This is a genomic window from Carnobacterium divergens, from assembly GCF_900258435.1.
Taxonomy (GTDB): Bacteria; Bacillota; Bacilli; order Lactobacillales; family Carnobacteriaceae; genus Carnobacterium; species Carnobacterium divergens_A.
Window position 1 is genome coordinate 2,430,409 of the sequence record NZ_LT992558.1, and the last position, 20,251, is coordinate 2,450,659.

Consider the following 20,251-nt stretch of genomic DNA (forward strand, 5'->3'; position numbering starts at 1 on the left):
ATAGTCCTCAAATGACAATCTGTCACTTTTTATGTTAAAATAAGTCATTCACAAATAGCTTTTTATTAAGAGAGGATGAACTCAATGAATTGGAAAAAAATACTTGGATTTTTAATTGTCATTGCAGCGGTAGTCTTTATCGGTTTCAGTGTCTTTGGTCCAAAAGAAAAAGCAAAAGTAAGTACCGTTTCAACTACAGAGGTCAAAGAGAAAACTGTGGTAGAAACATTGTCTACGACCGGGAAATTAGAGCCTATTGAAACGCAAGATGCTTACGGTCAAGGTGTCGTTTCAGAAGTCAATGTTGCTGTTGGCGATACCGTTGAAAAGGACGCTACTTTAGTCTCTTATCTTGATGGTACAAAATTAAAAGCAAACTTTGCTGGTACCGTAACAGCGCTAAATGTCAAAAAAGATGAGGCTGATTTAAGTGCTCAAACTGCTAAGCCTTCTGTTTCTCTAGCAGACTTAAGCAACTTAAAAGTCGCTATTTCACTTTCTAAATCAGATGCAAGTATTGTCAAAAAAGATCAAGCTGTAACGCTAAGAACTGGAAATGAAACCTTTAAAGGTCGTGTTTCTGCAATCGATCCAGTGGCAACCACCACAACTGGCGCTACTGGTTCAAATACAGCACTCGGCGGCACAATTGTTTTTGATACGCCTCCTGCTGGTTTATTTGCTGGCTTTGAAATCGATGCAGACATTACAACCAACACTGCAGATAATGCCTTAACGATTCCTGTTGAAGCGTTATTGTACGACAAAGAAAATAAACCGTTTGTTTATACGATTAAAAAAGATCAAGCTAAAAAAGTGATGATTGAAACAGGAATTCAATCAGATAACCTTGTTCAAATCAATAAAGGCTTAACTAAAGGAGAAAAAGTAATTCTAACTCCTGACGACAGCATTAAAAATGGTACCCGTGTCACAGCTAAATAAAAGGAGTGAAGAAAGATGATTGATTTAAAAGATATCGTTAAAATCTACCGCACTGGTGGCGAAGAATTAACGGCCTTAAAAAAAATCTCCCTTCACATTCAAGAAGGCGAATTCACTGCAATCATGGGTCCTAGTGGTTCTGGTAAATCAACGATGATGAATATTTTAGGCTTACTTGATCGATTTGATAGTGGCGAATACATTTTGAATGGGGAAAATGTAACAGGATTAAGTGACAATCAAAGTGCCCATGTCCGCAATAAGGAGATTGGATTTGTCTTTCAATCTTTTAATCTAATGCCGCGTATGACGATTCTAGAAAACGTGGAACTGCCAATGGTTTATGGCGGGATCCCTGCAAAAGAGCGTCGCGAACGGGCCTTAAAAGCATTGGACCGAGTGGGATTGAGTGATCGAGTGAAACACCGACCAAATGAAATCTCTGGTGGACAAAAACAACGGGTGGCTATCGCTCGCGCGATTGTCAATAATCCAGCTGTTTTAATGGCAGATGAACCAACTGGTAACTTAGATTCAAAAACGACAATTGAAATTATGCGGATTTTCCAAGAGTTAAATGCAGAAGGGACGACCGTCGTTATGGTTACTCATGAACCTGAAGTTGCCATTTATACAAAACGGATTGTTTCTTTTAAAGATGGCGAAATCCAAGATGACAAAATTCAAGAGAACCAAGTCATTTTATAGGAAAGGAGGGTTTTCATGAATCTAAAAGAGAATTTCAAAATGGCTTTAGACAGTATTTTTGCAAATAAGATGCGCTCATTTTTAACAATGCTAGGCATTATTATTGGGATTGCTTCCGTTATCGCAATTCTAGCCGTAGGGAATGGTGCGACGAGTCAAATTACAGGAACATTCAATGATTTAGGTGCGTCTACAGTCTCTTTAAGCGTCAGCAATGAAGCTTCAAAAAGTGATTCTTTAAATGACAAAGATTTACAAGCATTAAAAACAAGTATCCCAACAATTGAACGGATTTCACCTGATAAGACACTAAACGGTACTGCTTCTTCTACCTATGAGAAAAAGTCCGCTTTAGCAATCGGTGGAACGCCAGATTTGCAATACACAAACCAAATGATGGACAAAGGATTGGTGTATGGTCGCTACTTCAATCAAAATGAATACGAAGATGCCAAAAATGTCACCGTAGTGAGTGAAGATACTGCTGCTGCCCTTTTTAAAGGTCGTAAGGACGTCGTTGGGGAAAAAATTAATTTGGCAAGTGTTGGTGGAACTACCATTAGCTTGAAAATTATTGGTGTCACCAAAGGAACCTTTGCTAAAATGCAAGGCTCTTTTGACACAAGTAAAATGCCGGTCTATTTGGCAACACCTCTTACAACCATGGCAAAGCTCGATCCAACCGTTGCAGCGATCAATAGCGTTACTGTACAAGTTGCAAGTAAAGACGATATTGAGTCTGCCTCTAAACAAATGGTTCGACTTCTTGAAACAAGACATGATGCCGTTGGAAAAGATTTCTACACAGCCACAAACTTCTTACAAGCATTGGATCAAGTTGACTCTGTTTTAGGTTTATTTATCAACTTTATTGCTGCTGTTGCTGGTATTGCTTTGTTAGTAGGTGGTATTGGCGTCATGAATATTATGCTCGTTTCGGTAACGGAACGGACACGAGAAATTGGAACAAGAAAAGCTCTTGGTGCAACAACCAATACCATTCTATTCCAGTTTCTAATGGAATCTGTCATTCTTTCCTTAATTGGAGGAATTATCGGATTGATTTTAGGAATCCTCCTTGCAAATGGAGTGGCTAGTGCCTTGGATATCGTTCCAAGTATTACCCTTGGTTCAATCGTCATGGTCTTGCTCTTTTCTTCTGCGGTGGGTGTCTTCTTTGGAATCTACCCTGCTAGAAAAGCAGCACGTCTTGATCCGATTGAAGCCTTGCGTTACGAATAAGTTTTCAACTTAAAAAGGACGGTTCCAAACAAGACAATTACTCTTGTTTTGAACCGTCTTTTCATTTATTCAACTGTTTTCCCCATCGATTTCATCAATCGTTTCGTCCAACTAAAATCGGTTTTAGAAATGGTATCGTCACCAAATGTCTTCCCATCGCGATCAACACCGTAAACAAACATACCGCCTTTAGCACCCTCTTTTGGGTTCCACATCGCATAGGAATAAGCTCTACTTGTTTCATACGGTTCAATCGTATCATCCCATTTGTTATGATCTTGTTCCTCTGGAAAAGAAATTCCAGGTAAAAATTGCTGTGGTGTAATGCTTTCCTTGTAACTTTCCCAAGTACGATCTAAACGCGCGATGCTGCCACCATAGGCTTGTAAAAACAAATAATCACAGTAAGGAGCAACTTTTTTAAACAAGGCGTGATTGGTTTGATTCGTATCGTAAATGAGGAGTTTTCCTGTAGCAGATTGTGGCCCTAATTTCGTAGACAAGGCTTTAAAAACACCTGTAGCCACTTCAATTTGATCTGCTGTTAAGTTGGTTTCCATATCAACATCCAATCCATCTAAATTCCATGGTGTCACATAAGTCGCAAGCAATTTTTCTGCATATTTTTCATAATCCGCAGTCGTAGGTTTTTGGCCATTTTGCGCTGGAACTTTTAAAAGCTCACTAATATCAATCGTTCTCACCAGCTTCGTTCCTCTTGCATGAAGCTCAGGGACATAAGTATTCTTTAAGGTATCCCAATACTTTTGCTGATCAGTTCCTGGTTTGACATAGTGAAAGACTGAAACAATATCTAATTCTTTAGGCAAATCAAGCATTGAGGTTACATTTTTATCTGGTAGATTAGAGTTTGCATCTGAAGGCATCGTTACGTCTCGCCAGGTGCGATAGTAAGCCATCATAATCGGTTCTTGATTCTCTTGCGTTCCTGCAGCTAAAGACGTTGTAGGGAGTAGTAAAAAACTAATGCAGCCAATCATTAATGCAACCAACATTTTTTGTTTCTTTTTCATCAAAACACTCCTTTTATTTATTGATAACGCTTACATATTAAAATTTAACATATTGATTCTTAGAAGTAAAATCATACCTATCTACTTTTATAAATAAAAAAGCTTCTATAAGATGGTCTCTTATAGAAGCTTCTTAGGACTACATGCTTGATTCAATAACTGCGTCTTTATCATTTAAAACGTCTGAATTAAATTCATTGATACGTTTTGAAGTGACAATACCCGCAACCATGCTATCACTAACGTTGATAGCTGTTCTTGCCATATCAATTAGTGGTTCAACTGAGATAACCAACCCTACGATAGCAATTGGTAAATTCAATGAGCCTAAAACGATTAATGAAGCAAATGTTGCTCCACCACCCACACCTGCTACACCAAATGAGCTGATTGTAACAACTGCTACGATTGTCAAAATGTATAATGGACTAAACACATCAATTCCAACTGTTGGTGCTACAATCGCTGCTAGCATTGCAGGATAGACACCCGCACATCCATTTTGACCAATTGATAAACCAAAACTGGCAGCAAAGTTAGCAGTGGCATCATCCACACCTAATGCTTTTGTTTGAGTTTCAATATTTAAAGGCATTGCTCCAGCACTTGATCTTGATGTAAAGGCAAAACCAAGAACAGTTGATGATTTTTTTAAATATTGTAATGGATTCACTTTAACGAAAGCTAAAATCAATAAATGCATAATCAGCACAATGGCTAACGCAAAGTAAGAAGCGGCAACGAATTTACCTAAATTCCAAATGGCTTTGACATCACTTGTTGCAGTTACTTTAATCATTAAAGCTAAGATTCCGTATGGTGTTAAACGTAAAACTAGCGTGACAATTCGCATCACGATTTTATATAAACTATTGATTAATTTCGCAAAAAATTCGCCTGTTTCAGGATCTTTCTTATTCACACCTAGATACGCAATTCCGATAAATGCAGAGAAAATAACAACTGCAATCGTACTTGTTGAACGTGTGCCTGATAAATCAGAAAAGACATTTGTTGGAATAAAACTAACTACTTGTTCTGGAATTGTTAAATCTTTCACTGCTTCTTGTCTTTCAGCTAATGCTTCAATACGAGCAGTTTCTGCTTCTCCTTGAACAAAGGTTGCTCCGTCTAAATTGAAGACGAAAACACTAAAAATTCCAATTAACGCGGCAACGGCGGTCGTTGCTAATAGCGTTCCAATTACGGTAAAACTAATTTTACCTAATTTTTTAGAAACTTCTAACTTAGTGAATGCTCCGACAATCGAAACAAATACTAATGGCATAATCAACATTTGAAGCAAGCTGACATACCCATTTCCTACAATGCTCACCCAACTAATTGCTTGAGTGGTTACATCATTTTGTGCCCCAAAAATAACTTGAATAATGGCACCAAATACAATACCTACAGCTAGTGCGGTAAAGACACGCGTTGAAAATTTTACGTGTTTCTTTTGCATCCAATAGAAGCCGTAAAGTGCGGCAGCAAAGAATACCAAGATAAGAATAATACTAATAAGATTTGTCATGGATAAATCCTCCCTTTAGTTGTCCACTTCCTATGACGGGGAAATGGATGATATATCATAAGATTAAAGGTCCCAGACAAGCCACACATAAATGCAACTGTCCTACTACTGAGAATTAAACTCAATTAGCAGTGATTGTTAAATTTTACATTAAAAAAGTAAGTAACGCAATAAAAATGCAACACTAATTGTTAATAATTAAAAAAAAAAGTACATTTTTAGAAGAAATCAGTTATTTTATCCCCAAAAAACAGCTTTCAAATTATTTTTTGAAAGCTGTTTTCTTTTCATTTTTTTTAATTCTAACGACTAAAAACCCTATGCCAATTAATAAGACAACAATAATTCCTACTAATAAATAAATCCATTTAACATTAAATGGTTCTTTTTCTACATCAAATGCAGCTTGGTTAAATCGTTTAGCTTCGTCTTTTTTGATAGTCAACTCTTTTTTCAATTGCCACTCATTGTGATCAATATCGCTTACTTCAAGTTCCACTACATATTCTCCAGCTTTTAATTCTTGATTTTCTAAAGATACGGCATAATCAAAGGAAGAATAAGGGGCCATTGAAAGATCTTCTTCCGTGGATTCGTACAATACGTTACTTGTTCCTTTTTCAATTACCTTTGACTTGATGGCTAATTTTCTTACAATTGTCGCTTCTTGATTAGCGATTTTTGCTAGAATTGAAGTATGATTTGATTCGTCCACCCCAGCGCGAACACTTTTTAGCGCTAGTTTGGGTTTTAATAGTTGATCGCTTTCAGAAAGCTTCACCCCTACCACGTAAGAAAAATCATTACTGATTGTTACTTTATTTTCTGATTTATCCGTGTTTCCTGCTTCGATTTGATGGACATAAAAAGCTCCTAAGACTGCACCTGGTAAAAAGTCAGCCGGCATTTTTAATTGAAACATCACGTTTTTTTCTTCATGTGGTGCTATGGTTACAAGTTGTTTTTCAGACAGCATCGAGACTAAGGTGTGCGCTTTTTCTGTTTCTAAACTTGGTGTTTCTTGACTGTAATCAATCACTCCTAAATTATTGGTAAAAGCATTATGTGGCGCAACTTCTACTTGAATTGTCTCATCTAATTGATTCGTTATTTTCAAGCCAATTTCTTCAGCTTGCCCAGCTTCCATGTGCAAGTCGAAATAAGATAGCTCTTTGTGACGCTGATTTTCTGGTAAAATGGGTTGAACCGTTATGGACATTCCTTCACTTGCATATGCGGTTTGTCCCAGTAGTGGCAATACTAAGAACGCTATAAATAGACTAAGTCGTTTTTTCATAATGGATCCTCTCTATCAAAATAGAGGGACCAAGATCCCTCTGCTTTGTCTGGCTTTTTTTATCTAAATGTATCTTCTTTTTCAGGAGTTGCTTGTAATGTCCAGTGGATTACACCATTAAGCGCACCTTTTTTCAATTCTTTTGGATTTTCTTTGAAACGCAATTGTAAGTCACTAATTTCAAAATCTTTTGAATTAAATGGCAATGCTTTTTCTTCATCATTTGTTAAAGAAAATTCTTTTAAATCTGTTCCTTTTTCAAAGTTAATTTGCGCACTTGGAATCGTTTCGTCTGCTGCATTTTTCATTTCGTAGCTTGATACAACTAATGACCATTGACCTGTTTCACCACGTAAATCTACTACTTGACCTTTTATTGATGATCGTGCATCTGCATCTTCGATTGTCACTTGATTTTTATCATTAACGGCTAATTTCGTATCGCCAAAGGCAACATCACCGATTGTAGCTGTTAAGCTTCCGCCTGCTACGTTTCCTGTTACCTTTGAAGTATTATCTGTATTAACGATTGCCTCATTTCCAGCTGCAAAAGTTGTGGTTGCAAGTGTACTAACGCCTCCAAGTAAAATTACTGAGCTAACTACTAATTTTTTCATTTCTCATCTTCCTTTTCTTTTAAATTTTATTATATAGTAAGCTAACGGGGATCGTCAGCCGTTATAACGTTGTTTAATTGCCACGTAATCGTACCTTTATAAGCACCTGATCGAGTAGCCTTTGTGAGTATTCCAACTAAATCATTGCCTTCATCAGTTTGCTTGGATTTAAAGGCAATTGTTGAGGTGTGATCTTTTGAGGAAACGGTGCCGTTGATTGGCTTGCCATCTAACAAGGAAAGTTTAATAGCTTTGTTTCCACTTCCACCAGTAATCGGTTCGAGTTCACCTGTAACGGCTAGTGACCAATTAGGATTATCTGTTGTGTTGATGACTTGGACTGTAAAAGGTTTTGCTGGATAAAATCGTTGCCCTTTAGTTTCTAAAATGGAGGAATCGGCTTTGGCCTCAAAAGAAATATCATTAGGTACGAGGACCTTCAACTCAGCTGCAGGTTTAATAGCAATATAGGACATGCCCAATTCGATAGATTTATCATCATTCACTTCGTTGTTTCCACTAACAAATGATTTAAATTCGACTATTTGTTCTTTGATTGTTTTATCAATTTTAGCCTCTACTTTAATTTGATAGGATTCTCCTTTTGCAATAGAATCAATAGCGACATAAACTGCTTTTTCTTCTGGTTTGAGATTTTCTTTAAAAGGAGATTCAAGAATTTCCTTATTTTTTGTCACATCTGCTTGCTGATAAGAAAGCTGAATGTGTTGTTGATCTTCCTCGTTAGAGTAAGCTACCTCTCCACTACTATTCATCAACGCAATCAATTGGCCTTTACGATCTAGTAATTCCACTTTTTCGTAGTTGATTTCTTTTGATTTAGGTGGCAATAAAAATTGAACTTGTCGCCATTCACCATTTTCGGTTGTCGCTTTTTTAGTGAAATCTTCTACATTTGTTAATTGATTTCCAATTTCAAAATTCAAGTTGGCACTTTCACCTGCCATAACCTCTTCTTCTGGGGTGCTAAAAGAAATGTAGGGCTTAGGATTGTCTAAAATTTTCCCTTCGCTTCCTAGCGATTTTTGCTTCACTTCAATCGTCTCATTCTTAAATTTCGACTCGTTAATAACGTCATCAAGCATTTTATGAAGCCCACTGTCTTTAACCGTTACATCAAATTCAAGTAGAAAAATTTGATTTTTTTTCAAAGGTAAATCGTTAATAGCAATTCGATCTGTGCTGATTAAAAGAGACTTTCCAATGTCTTGTTTATCAACTGTTGCTTTAACAGAATCTTTATCTAGTTGTAATTCTACTGGAATTTCATTAATAAAACGTCCTGCTAGATTAGCAATCTTAAGATTTTCAAAGAAAATTTTGTAGTGAAGCTTATCGCCTACATGAATGGCATTAATAAAGCTTGATTGATTTTTAAGCGTGGCATCAAAAATATACTTATCTCCGGATTTTACAATTGTAAATTCTTTTTCAACCACTTTAGAGGAATGGTCTTCTTCGTCTTGAGCAACAAAATAGAGCGTATGTTTGCCGGTACTTAATTTTTTTGAGGTTAAATACTGATTAAGCTCATTTTTTTTAATTGTGACATTTTGAATCTGATGGGAAGCCGTGTCAACATTAACCGAGGTTCCTTCCTTCTCTTCATCAACCCAGTAGTGAAGCGCTACTTTGCTACTATCTTCATCCACTACAGTACCGCTAATATCTGTTGGGAAAAATTCCCCATTCAATACGGAAGAAGGAATATCCTCCAAAATCAATTTCGGTGGCTTTGGTTCTCCTAAGTTGATGTTATAACTAAAAGTACGGCTACTTTTTGGCTTTAAAGTTTCAGCATTCCAACGGAAACCAACAGCCGAATCATCGTAATGCTTGATAAGCTCACTTGGTTTTCCTTCAACATTTTCTGCACCATGAATGGTGGTCCAGATTCCCCATGGTTTACTAAAAAAATCAGATGGTGCCGTCGCCCAAACTAAAAATTTTCTCCCTGGTCCTGCATTCCATTGATTTGGCCCATCCTTATCTAAAACATGAAACATGACTTTATAAGGATCGCTTTCAATGTACATCCCTTTTTTATTTCCAATATAATTGACATCTACTCCATCTTTCCCATTTAAATCGGTATCGGTTAATTCTGAATAACCAATTTTTAATGGTGTAAGGTCGATAATCGGCTTATCCACGCGTTTGTATGCTACTTCTTTTTTTACATTTCCCATTGCATCTGCAGTTAATGTTACTTTTACAAGAACATGGTAAGTCCAAACATCAACGACAACCTTATTAGAAACTGTGAATTCACCATATCCTCGAATGGACTCTCCTTTTTTTGATACAAATTGTAACTTCACATCATCTAGCTCTTTGTAATCTGACTCTTCTTGAAAGTAGTAGGAACGCACGGAACGATTTGAACCCGTATTGATATTATGTCGATAACTTAATTGATGTCCAGCAGCATCTGTTGAAAATAAATCAGTCAAAAAAATGTCTGAGTCATTGGCAAAACCATAAGACAGTCTTTGGTTATCAGAAATCGGCTTCACTAAGTAGTTGTTCTCTTCCTCCGATTGCCAGCCTTCTTTTTGAATATCCTCTTCATAGAGTTCTTGTACTGTTTGAGACTGTTTGTAAAGGTCTTTCGTTTCCGGCATGTCAGTGTTTGGCTCGGTTTCATCAATCACTTCCACCGCAGATTCTGTTAATTGCTCTGACTCTTTTGGTACTGCCGATGATTCGCCTGTTTCTTCAGCAGAATCTTTTTGTTCTAGTGTTGTAGATTCTACACTAGACTCTTTTTCTGGTTCCTTATTAACAAGCTTCAAGGTTTGGACTTGATTATTTTGTTTGATTTCGATTTCTCCACTTTCTACTGTTTGAGGATTGAAAAATAGTCGTACCTCTTTAACTGTATTGTTTATCTGAAAATCGACTGTTCGTTGGTTTTCTTGATCCGTAATAATTACATCAGGATTTTTTAATGTCGTTGTTTCTAAATCAAGCGCCACTTGATTTAGTAAGCGAATTGTCAACATTGAATTTTCTTCAACGATCTTGACACGAAGATACGGTTGATTTTTTTCGTTATAAGACAAAGGTCCATCTTGAATGTCAGTTGCCTTGATTTCTGAGGAGAACATTGTTAAAATAACGAAGATATTAAATACGATGAAACAACATAACCTTTTTTTATTCATGGGCCAACTCCTTACACTCTTGATTTCTTACACAGTATAATCCAACTCTTATACTTGCTCAATCTATTTAGTTATGCTCTTTTTTTCAATTTTTTTATTTTTTACATAATGGATTAAATAACAAACAACAACAAAACATTAGGAGGCTCTGCTATGTTTCTACAGGAATTTATAAAAAAAAATGAAGCTACTAAAATTAATTTGTATTACAGCCTGACTTTTTCTCAAAATAATGACCTTGTATCTCTGCAAAAAAAAGAAGCCTTATCAAAAGCTTCTGTGTTACGACAACTTCAAAATTTAGTTAGTGATTTGGAACAAATTGGGTTTGAATTTGTATTAGATTTTCAAGAAGAATCCATCTTTTTAACCCCTAAACAACAGTATCAAATTTCTTCTGTTTCGATTGTTAACACTTTATTTATCCATTACCTCAACCTGTCTTCAAGCTATCAATTCATTCAACTCTTTTTTGAAAAAAAAGACTATGCTTTAGTTGATATTTCAACAAAATTAACTCTTTCAAACCCTTATATTTATCAACTTATTCCAGTTATCAACGAGAAAATCAAGCAATTCCATTTAACTTTGACGATTCAAAATAAATATGTTGCTCTAGTGGGTAGAGAAAGTAATCTTTTTATGTTTCGTTATTTAATAACTCTAGCGCTTCATTCCTTGTCCGCACATTCAACCGAACACACAACAAAATACCATGATTTTTCCATTGATGAAATGATTCAAAACTTACAGCTAGATACTGATCAAATCCAATTAGATGAAAATGTATACCTAAATTGCATTTTTGATACGCTTATCTATTCAGATATTGATTCTAAAAAAATTGAGGCTGAATTTAAAGATTCTGCTATTTTAAAATTGGTTCAGCAATTACCCGTCACAAAAGATTCTTCTGTTTTAAGAACCTTTATTCGTTGTTGTTTACGTATTTTTATTCCTAGTCTAGATTCACATTCTAGTCGAACTCAAAATGGAGGCAGCTTACTGCTTTCGACTAATTTACCGTTAGTTGATTTGGCGAAAGATATGGTTCAACATGTAACAAATTCATTTCACATCAAGCAATTACAGCCTAATTCAGATAGTTTTAAACAGTGGTTTTATATTTTAGTCATTCATTTATATGCAATGGATTATTTTCAATATGATTTTAAAGAAGTTTACCTTCATAGCAAAGATGGATCCACTACAAAAGATTCTGTCCGTGACAAAGTCGTGGCTTGTTACGATTCTTTTCAAACGGACAACCCTGTTTGGACAGTTGAAAAAAAAGAAACGTATCGCTATACGCTAGTCAATACGCTTTACTTGATTATTGAATCTCAAAGCAATACAAATGTAAGCATTTATCTTAACTTTAATGGAAATATTGTCTTTGAAAAGACTCTCGTTTACAAACTGGTTTCAATTTTTAATGAATCAGTTCTTACCTTTACAACCAACTCAAATCATGCTGATTTGATTATCTCAGATTATATGATTTTTTCAACGAAAAAGGATGCTTCTTTTTTCTTACTGGATCAATCTGATGGAACAAAGCAGTTTTATCAACTTTACTCATTGATTCTGTATCTTCTTGAAAAAAATCAGCGGTAGCTTAATTATGTATCAAAAAACCCCGTTAAATCAGTTGATTTAACGGGGTTTTAGCAACTTATTTTTTCATAATACCTAATACAATACTTTCAATCCCAAATAGTAGGAAATAAAAACCAACTAGGAATGATAGCGTTAAACCAGCCGTAATTGGATTAAATAGTAAGCTAATCCCAATCACAACACCTAATAAATTAATAATAAAGCTAAACCAATAAGCGCCATTTCCTATAGCTCTTGTACGGTTTACATTTAACAATCCAGATACGGAATCAATAATAAACCAAAAGGCAAAGGTATACGCTAATACTGAAACTGCTAGTCCCATATTAAAGAGGAAAACAATTCCGACAATAATTTCTAAAAGCCCAATCACTAAAGCTAGGGTTGCATTTTGTCCGGTGACTTTCTTTAAATCTGAATAGCCAATAATAGCAATAATCCCTCTAAAAATAGCAGCTAATCCAAATAAAATAGCGAAACTTACTAATGTTGCTACTGGACTAATGAATGCGAAATAGGCTGCAATGAGAAAAATAATCCCAACAATAATTTCACTCCATTTAATCATTGTACGTTGATTTTTCATTCGTAACATCTCCTTCTTCTAATTTTATGATAGCAGACATCAAATTCCCCTTCAAATGATTGCACTTGAAAAAAACAATCTATAATAGCAATAAAAAAAAGCTAACGAACCAGTACGCTTTCTACTAATTCGTTAGCTTTATTTATTTGTTTTAAAATAACGAAATTTGAAATCATTAAAAGCATGGAAGCGAATCTAATTGTTAAATTTCAGCTAAAATATTTTTTACCAATCCTTTGAAGGATTCTTTTACTCGCTGTGTCGTTTCAACAACTTCTTCATGATTCAACGTTGCTTGCATCCCTGCAGCTAAATTAGTGATACAAGAAATTCCAATCACTTTCATTCCGCCGTGGCGCGCTACAATTACTTCTGGAACCGTCGACATGCCGACTGCATCTGCACCAATTACGCGTGCAAAGCGAATTTCAGCAGGCGTTTCGTATGTTGGACCCGTAAAGCCCATATACACACCTTCTTTTAAATTCAAGTCCATTTTTTTAGCAACATCGCGAACGATTTGTTGGTATTTACGGTCGTAGCCTTCACTCATATCTGTAAAACGAGGTCCCATTGTTGCATCATTTGGTCCAATTAATGGATTTACACCTGTGAAATTGATGTGATCGGTTATCAACATTAATTCACCCGGTTCAAAGGTTTCATTTAAACCACCCGCTGCATTGGTAACAATTACGGTTTCAACGCCTAATGCTTTCATTACGCGAACTGGGAAAGTAACGGTTTCTAGCGAATAGCCTTCATAATAGTGGAAGCGTCCTTGCATTGCTAAGACTTTTTTACCACCTAATGTGCCATAAACCAACTGGCCTTTGTGTCCTTCAACTGTTGAAACTGGGAAATTAGGGATATTATCGTAAGGAATAGCAATTGCTTGTTCCACTTCATCACCTAATTCGCCTAAGCCAGAACCTAAAATCAGCCCGACTTCAACTTTAGCTACTCCTGCTTCTTGAATAAATGCTACTGCCTCATCAATTTTAGCTTGCAACGTTTTTGTCATTTTGTAGTTGTCCCCTTTATGTTGTTCTATTTTAAATCAGATAAGAAACTTACGCCGTTTTCTGTTCCTTTAACGCCAAAGTTTTCAGCAACGGTTTTCGAAATATCAGCATAATGACCTTGTTTCAACGCACCATGTCCTGTCATTTTTGGTGAATAAGCTAATAGTGGAACATATTCTCTCGTATGGTCTGTTCCTGGGAAGCTTGGGTCATTTCCGTGATCTGCTGTAATCAATAATAAATCATCTTCTTCCATCGCTGCTAAAATTTCTGGCAAACGACCGTCGAACTCTTCAATCGCTTTGGCATACCCTTCAACATCGCGGCGATGACCAAATAGTGCGTCAAAATCAACTAAGTTTAAGAAGCTTAATCCCGTAAATTCTTTGTTCATGATGGTTAGCAATTGATCCACGCCATCCATGTTGCTCTTTGTACGAACCATTTCGGTCATTCCAACGCCATTAAAAATATCGTTGATTTTACCAATGGCAATCACGTCTTTACCGGTTTCTTTCAATTGTTCCAAGACGGTTTCGCCAAATGGACTTAAGGCATAGTCATGTCGATTGCTTGTTCTTTGGAAATTACCTGGTGTTCCAACAAATGGACGCGCAATAATGCGGCCAATCATGTAGGGATCGTCTAATGTAATGTCACGAACATACTGACAAATTTTGTATAGCTCTTCTAATGGAATAATGTCTTCATGGGCTGCAATTTGTAACACTGGGTCAGCGGATGTATAAACAATTAAATCTCCAGTTTCCATTTGTTGTGGCCCAAAATCGTCAATGACAGCCGTTCCGCTATAAGGTTTATTACAAACCACTTTACGACCTGAAAAAGCTTCGATTTTATCTAATAAATCTTGTGGAAAACCATTTGGAAAGACTCTAAAAGGCGTTTTGATATCTAAGCCCATAATTTCCCAATGGCCTGTCATTGTATCTTTTCCAACAGAAATTTCTTCTAATTTTGTGTAATAGCCAAGATTTTCTTTGACTTCTTTTACGCCTTTTAATGGACGAATGTTTCCTAACCCTAATTTTTCTAGATTTGGAATATCTAAGCCTGCGATATCAGCAATGTGCCCTAATGTATCGCTGCCTTTATCTCCAAAAGCTTCTGCGTCTGGTGCTTCCCCAATTCCAACTGAATCCATCACGACTAAATGTACACGTTTAAACATTTTCATCAATCCCTTCGTATTTTATTCACTCACTTTATTTTACCACGTCATCACTAAATTGCACGCTTTTAAATTAGTGCATTTAAAACTAAATACATTAAAAATAACGCTGAAATTCCATAAAGAATTGGATGAATCTCTGATTTTTTTCCGCTTACCAATTTTACGATTGGGTAAAAGACAAATCCAGCTGCCATCCCATCTGCAATGCTTGATGTTAATGGAATTAATACGACAATCAAGAAGGCTGGAAACCACTCTGTAAAATCGTCAAATTGAATGTGTTGTAAATTCTTCATCATTAATGCGCCTGTAATTAAAATTACTGGGGCAATCGCTGCTTGTGGTACATACGACAACAACGGAATGAAAAAGAGGGTTGCTAAAAAGAGAGTTCCTGAAACAATCGTTGTTAAGCCTGTTTTACCACCTTCTTCAATACCAGAAGCACTTTCCGCTGCTGCAATGGTTGGGCTTGTGCCAAAGATACCTGATAGGAAAGTTGTCACTGCACTCATTCTAAAAGCTTTCTTAAAATCCACGGTACTCGCTTCTTCCATTAAACCTTGAAGCAATCCCATTGATTCAAAGACTAGAATCATCGTTAACGAAAAGACACCCATTATAAATTTTAAGGAGAATAGCCCAGAGAAATCGCCTTGTCCCATAATTGAAGGATAATCAACAATATTCATCAAGGAAAAACTGCCTTCACCAGCATCTTGGATTTTAAAAAGTACCCCTAAAATCGTCGTTGCTAAAATACCAATAAACATCCCACCTTGTACCTTGCGAATCACAAGTATCAAGGTTAAAATTAAGCCAAAAATAGCTAACATTGCATGTGGATTAGCTAAGTCTCCCAATGCCACTAAACTTTTATCGCCAGCTACAATCAATTGACCTTTTTCTAAACCAATCATGACTAGAAATAACCCGATTCCGCAAGTAATACCGTGCTTCAACGTATCTGGCACTGCTCGCGACAAGACATCGCTGGCTTTTGAAAAAGCAATCACACAATAGATCAAACTGGAAACCATCATCACGCCGATTGCTTCTTGCCAACGCAAGCCCAAAGTTCCTACTAACGTATACGTGAAAAAAGCATTCACTCCCATACCGGGGGTTAAAATAATCGGTGCATTTGCAAAAATCCCCATCAAGTAACACCCAATTGCCGAGATAAAGATTGTGGCAAAAACACTTAGTTCAGCAGGTATTCCAGCATCCTTTAAAATAACCGAATTGACGATTACGATATAGGAAATAGCGAAAAAGGAAGTCAGCCCTGCAATAATCTCCGTTTTAGCGGTCGTCTTTTTTTCTTTTAACTTAAATAAATTCATAGCGTCCCTCACTCAACTTATTCTGTTATGATTTGATGAATCAAAGTTGGTTCTGCAACTTTTTCTTTTGTAATAAAAATGTTCTCATAAATTTTGGTTTTCACATCATCGATTGTTTGACTATTCGCATAAACCGTCACCAATGGTTCTCCTGCAGTAACAGAATCACCAACTTTTTTATGCAACATTAAGCCGACTGAATAATCAATGGTGTCTTCTTTTGTTCGACGACCTGCGCCTAAAAGCATTGCGGCAATCCCTAATTGATCGGCTACCATTTCTGAAACATAGCCACTTTCTTTGGCAGGTAATTCAATCACAAATTCTGCTTGTGGCAAGTTTTCTGGGTGATCTACAATTGACTCATCGCCGCCTTGATTGCGAATCATTTCTTTAAACTTAGTGGTTGCAGCTCCAGATTGAATAGCTTCTTTTAAAAGTTCACGAGCTGCTTCTAATGTGTCTGCTTTTTTAGCAAGAACAACCATCTGGCTTCCTAATACATAAACCATTTCCATTAAATCGGCTGGACCTTCGCCTTTTAACGCATCAATCGCTTCTTTGACTTCAAGGGAATTTCCGATTGCTAGCCCTAATGGTTGAGACATATCTGAAATGATCGCCATTGTTTGACGATTTGCTAATTTTCCAATTTGAACCATTGTTTTTGCAAGGCGTTCCGCATCTTTTTCATTTTTCATAAATGCACCGTCTCCAGTAGTAACATCTAAAACGATGGCATCGGCTCCTGCTGCAATTTTTTTACTCATAATTGAACTCGCAATCAAGGCGATTGAATCAACGGTTCCAGTCACATCTCTTAATCCGTATAATTTTTTATCTGCCGGTGCTAGGTCACCAGATTGTCCGACAACAGCAACTTGATCGCGGTTGACTAATTGAATAAATTCATCATTTGAAATTTCAACATTGAAGCCTTTGATTGCCTCTAATTTATCAATCGTACCTCCTGTGTGTCCTAAACCACGACCTGACATTTTGGCAACAGGAACCCCAACAGCAGCTACTAAAGGTGCTAATACAAGAGTCGTTGTATCCCCAACGCCACCAGTTGAATGTTTGTCTACTTTGATGCCATGAATAGCGGATAAATCAATCTGTTCACCAGATTCTACCATTGCCATTGTTAAATCAGTAATTTCTTGGTTCGTCATGTCTTTAAAATAAATCGCCATTGCCAGAGCGCTCATTTGATAATCTGGTACTGTGCCATTTGTGTAACCTGTAATGACGAAGTTTATCTCTGCTTTTGTAAGTTCTTGTCCGTCTCTTTTTTTCTCAATAATGTCTACCATTCTCATTTTTTTAATCTCCTTTAAGTATATTTAGAAATAAGTAAAACGTTTTACTTAACTGACTAAAAGCTAATATCTTATCTTCTTAAGTTCTCCTTTCAAAAAAAGGAAAACGCTAACAAGTTGATACTAGCATTTAATTTAAAAAGAATCAAGTTTTTTGGTGCTATTTTTAAGAACCAGCTGGGTATCAAAATACTTGTTTGGTACCTTCTCTTTTGGGTTGTTGATGTGATCGACTAAGAATTTAGCCGCAAAATAGCCAATTTCAAAAATCGGTTGCGCGACTGTCGTTAAGGATGGGACTAAATAATCGGTAATTTCCAAGCCATCGTAGCCAATTACTGAAATGTCCTTTGGAATTTGTTTTCCGGCTTCATTAATTGCACGATACGCGCCAATTGCCATTTGGTCATTTCCACAAAAAAGAGCGGTAATATTTTGTTGCAAGAGTTGTTGCGCCCCTTCGTACCCGCCTTTAATTGTTAAATTCTTACTGACAATCCATTCCTCTTGAAAAGGAATCTGATAATCTTCTAAACATTTTTTATATCCGTAAAAACGATCGGTAATTTCATAAAAACTGGTTTCATTGCTTAACATTCCGATTTCACGATGACCTAAATTCACTAAATGTTCAACAGCCTCGTAGGCTCCTTGAAATTCATTCGTAATCAATTGCCCTTCGTCACGTTTATTAATGCCGCGGTCAATTAGAATATGAGGGATTTTATTGCTGCCGTCTTCGTTTTTTAACTTTGGCAAATGAATGGGATTTGGACTTGCTAGAATGATGCCTTCGACTGATCGATGGAGTAACTCTTCTATATAAAGATTTTCTTTTTCAGAGCTGTGATTGGAATTACATAGAATAATCATAAAACCAAGTTCATTTAAATGTTTTTCTACTCCTTCAATGACTTTTGAAAAAAAGAGATCGGTGATATCTGGAACTACCATCCCAATGGTCTTTGTTTGCTTGCTCACCATATTCTGGGCAAAATAATCTGCTTTGTAATCAAGTTCCTTCACAACCGCCAAGACTTTTTGACGCGTTTCTGGGCTAAAGCGGTCGCCTTTTTTATTTAAAATTTGTGATACCGTTGTAATCGAAACACCTGCTAAACGAGCAACATCTTTAATTGTCATCTTCATTTTTTAGTTTAACCTCCATTGATGGAACCGGTTATGTAACGGTTTACATTTATTATAGCACAAGTCTTTTGATTTAGAATATTCTTCATGTGTTATTTAAAAAATGATTCCTAGACAAATGGGATTTATTGGCTTATTCTTGAGGTAGTTTCCGATATGTACAAATGGATAGGAGTTGGAAAGTATGAGCCTTTTAAGCTTGAGTATGAATAAACGAAGAGCTGTTGGCTATGCAAAGTCAATTGCTTTGTGTAGCTTTAAAAATTAAGTCGTTGACTTTGCTTCCTAAATGTCAATTTAAAGGAGCAAACGATGAACTATATCAATGCAACAAAAGTGTTGCCAAAAGAACTTATTAATGAGATTCAACAATATATTACAGGGGATTATCTTTATATTCCAGTTAAAAATAAACGTCAACCTTGGGGAGCTAAAACTGGAAGTAAGTCCTTGTTAATGAAGCGAAATCAGCAGATTTACACTGCTTTTCTAGCTGGGACTTCTATTAAAAAGCTGGCAAAGCAATTCTTTTTATCTGAATCGAGTATTCGTAAGATTTTAACTTCTTTTGAGAACTAAAGTGGATTTTTCGTTTCGGTATCGTCTTTTCTTTTTACTTTAAATTATTATTTGATACACTTATTGAAAGAAAGTTATTTTTATGAAGAAAAGAGGAATAAAAATGAAAGAAAACAAATACGATCAAGCCGCTTTTTTCCAACAGTATCGTCAAATGAACCGTTCAAAAGAGGGGTTAGCTGGCGCTGGGGAATGGCATGAATTAGAAAAAATGCTGCCTGACTTTAAAGACAAACATGTTCTTGATTTAGGCTGTGGCTTTGGCTGGCATTGTATTTATGCTGTAGAACATGGTGCTAGCGATGTGATAGGAATTGATTTATCTGAAAATATGTTAGCCGAGGCTAAAAAGAAAACCGATTCTCCTAAAATTCATTATCTCCATCAAGCAATTGAAGATTACGATTATCCAAAAGCAACTTTTGATTGCGTAATCAGCTCACTCGCTTTTCATTATTTAGCAGATTTTGATGCGATTTGTAAAAAAATCAATCACACGTTAAAACCTGATGGAACCTTTGTTTTCTCAGTGGAACATCCTGTTTTTACAGCTTATGGTACACAGGATTGGTATACAAATGATGCGGGTGAAATTCTTCATTGGCCAGTAGATCGCTATTTTATCGAAGGCAAGCGGGTGAGTCATTTCTTAGGCGAGGAAGTGACAAAGTACCACAAAACGCTGACAACCTATTTGAACAGCCTGTTAAAAAATGGATTCGACATTACGTCAATTGTTGAGCCTGAACCTGCGCCTGAATTATTGGCGACTATTCCAGAGATGCAAGACGAGCTTAGAAGACCGATGATGCTATTAGTTTCAGCTAGAAAAAAATAAAACTACCAAAAAAAGTCATTCAAAAA

Annotated in this window: 15 protein-coding genes and 3 pseudogenes; 7 read left to right on the forward strand and 11 right to left on the reverse strand. The window is 36.3% G+C overall.

What is annotated here, in order from left to right:
• Positions 1 to 84 precede the first annotated feature (84 nt).
• The 4 genes and pseudogenes from CDIMF43_RS12245 to CDIMF43_RS13970 form a co-directional block, all read left to right on the forward strand.
• A complete protein-coding gene (locus CDIMF43_RS12245; protein ID WP_109842163.1) occupies positions 85 to 945 on the forward strand; it encodes an efflux RND transporter periplasmic adaptor subunit in 861 nt (286 codons plus the stop codon).
• Positions 946 to 960: 15 nt separating this feature from the next.
• Positions 961 to 1,653: an ABC transporter ATP-binding protein gene (locus CDIMF43_RS12250; protein WP_034568395.1), complete on the forward strand. Its 693-nt coding sequence runs from the start codon at positions 961 to 963 to the stop codon at positions 1,651 to 1,653.
• 87 nt (positions 1,654 to 1,740) lie between these two features.
• Positions 1,741 to 2,355, forward strand: a pseudogene (locus CDIMF43_RS13965) (ABC transporter permease); the annotation flags it as partial.
• A gap of 168 nt (positions 2,356 to 2,523) precedes the next feature.
• Positions 2,524 to 2,895: pseudogene (locus CDIMF43_RS13970) on the forward strand (ABC transporter permease); the annotation flags it as partial.
• Between the two features lie 65 nt (positions 2,896 to 2,960).
• Here CDIMF43_RS13970 and CDIMF43_RS12260 read toward each other — a convergent pair.
• The 5 genes from CDIMF43_RS12260 to CDIMF43_RS12280 all read right to left on the reverse strand — a co-directional run bounded on the left by CDIMF43_RS12260 (position 2,961) and on the right by CDIMF43_RS12280 (position 10,565).
• Complete coding sequence (locus CDIMF43_RS12260) at positions 2,961 to 3,929, reverse strand: endo-beta-N-acetylglucosaminidase family protein (RefSeq protein ID WP_109842164.1); 969 nt, start codon at positions 3,927 to 3,929, stop codon at positions 2,961 to 2,963.
• Positions 3,930 to 4,068: 139 nt separating this feature from the next.
• Complete coding sequence (locus CDIMF43_RS12265) at positions 4,069 to 5,463, reverse strand: L-cystine transporter (protein ID WP_074401677.1); 1,395 nt, start codon at positions 5,461 to 5,463, stop codon at positions 4,069 to 4,071.
• A 262-nt stretch (positions 5,464 to 5,725) separates the two neighbouring features.
• A complete protein-coding gene (locus CDIMF43_RS12270; RefSeq protein ID WP_109842165.1) occupies positions 5,726 to 6,760 on the reverse strand; it encodes a DUF916 and DUF3324 domain-containing protein in 1,035 nt (344 codons plus the stop codon).
• 59 nt (positions 6,761 to 6,819) lie between these two features.
• Positions 6,820 to 7,377 carry a WxL domain-containing protein gene (locus tag CDIMF43_RS12275; RefSeq protein ID WP_074401675.1) on the reverse strand — a complete coding sequence of 186 codons (558 nt, stop codon included), beginning with the start codon at positions 7,375 to 7,377 and terminating at the stop codon, positions 6,820 to 6,822.
• Between the two features lie 41 nt (positions 7,378 to 7,418).
• Positions 7,419 to 10,565 (reverse strand): hypothetical protein, encoded by a 3,147-nt coding sequence (locus tag CDIMF43_RS12280; RefSeq protein ID WP_109842166.1) that lies wholly within the window; start codon positions 10,563 to 10,565, stop codon positions 7,419 to 7,421.
• Between the two features lie 153 nt (positions 10,566 to 10,718).
• On the opposite strand from CDIMF43_RS12280, the gene CDIMF43_RS12285 reads away from it, so the two are divergent.
• Positions 10,719 to 12,182 carry a helix-turn-helix domain-containing protein gene (locus CDIMF43_RS12285; RefSeq protein WP_074401673.1) on the forward strand — a complete coding sequence of 488 codons (1,464 nt, stop codon included), beginning with the start codon at positions 10,719 to 10,721 and terminating at the stop codon, positions 12,180 to 12,182.
• A 58-nt stretch (positions 12,183 to 12,240) separates the two neighbouring features.
• On the opposite strand, the gene CDIMF43_RS12290 is transcribed toward CDIMF43_RS12285, so the two are convergent.
• The 6 genes from CDIMF43_RS12290 to CDIMF43_RS12315 all read right to left on the reverse strand — a co-directional run bounded on the left by CDIMF43_RS12290 (position 12,241) and on the right by CDIMF43_RS12315 (position 18,808).
• Positions 12,241 to 12,771, reverse strand: coding sequence for an HdeD family acid-resistance protein (locus CDIMF43_RS12290; RefSeq protein ID WP_162532948.1), 531 nt, complete (start codon positions 12,769 to 12,771; stop codon positions 12,241 to 12,243).
• Positions 12,772 to 12,973: 202 nt separating this feature from the next.
• On the reverse strand, positions 12,974 to 13,795 hold the full coding sequence (locus CDIMF43_RS12295; RefSeq protein ID WP_109842168.1) for a purine-nucleoside phosphorylase: 822 nt from the start codon (positions 13,793 to 13,795) through the stop codon (positions 12,974 to 12,976).
• A 26-nt stretch (positions 13,796 to 13,821) separates the two neighbouring features.
• Positions 13,822 to 14,988, reverse strand: coding sequence for a phosphopentomutase (deoB, locus tag CDIMF43_RS12300; protein WP_034568379.1), 1,167 nt, complete (start codon positions 14,986 to 14,988; stop codon positions 13,822 to 13,824).
• A gap of 68 nt (positions 14,989 to 15,056) precedes the next feature.
• Positions 15,057 to 16,337, reverse strand: a complete 1,281-nt coding sequence (locus tag CDIMF43_RS12305; RefSeq protein ID WP_109842169.1) for an NCS2 family permease — start codon at positions 16,335 to 16,337, stop codon at positions 15,057 to 15,059.
• A 17-nt stretch (positions 16,338 to 16,354) separates the two neighbouring features.
• Positions 16,355 to 17,659 (reverse strand): pyrimidine-nucleoside phosphorylase, encoded by a 1,305-nt coding sequence (locus tag CDIMF43_RS12310; protein ID WP_109842170.1) that lies wholly within the window; start codon positions 17,657 to 17,659, stop codon positions 16,355 to 16,357.
• A 135-nt stretch (positions 17,660 to 17,794) separates the two neighbouring features.
• Positions 17,795 to 18,808, reverse strand: coding sequence for a LacI family DNA-binding transcriptional regulator (locus tag CDIMF43_RS12315; protein WP_074401668.1), 1,014 nt, complete (start codon positions 18,806 to 18,808; stop codon positions 17,795 to 17,797).
• A gap of 309 nt (positions 18,809 to 19,117) precedes the next feature.
• Between CDIMF43_RS12315 and CDIMF43_RS12320 the strand changes: the two are divergent.
• Positions 19,118 to 19,387 (forward strand): annotated as a pseudogene (locus tag CDIMF43_RS12320) (CD3324 family protein); the annotation flags it as partial.
• A gap of 103 nt (positions 19,388 to 19,490) precedes the next feature.
• Positions 19,491 to 20,225, forward strand: a complete 735-nt coding sequence (locus CDIMF43_RS12325) for a class I SAM-dependent methyltransferase (protein ID WP_109842171.1) — start codon at positions 19,491 to 19,493, stop codon at positions 20,223 to 20,225.
• Positions 20,226 to 20,251: the final 26 nt, after the last annotated feature.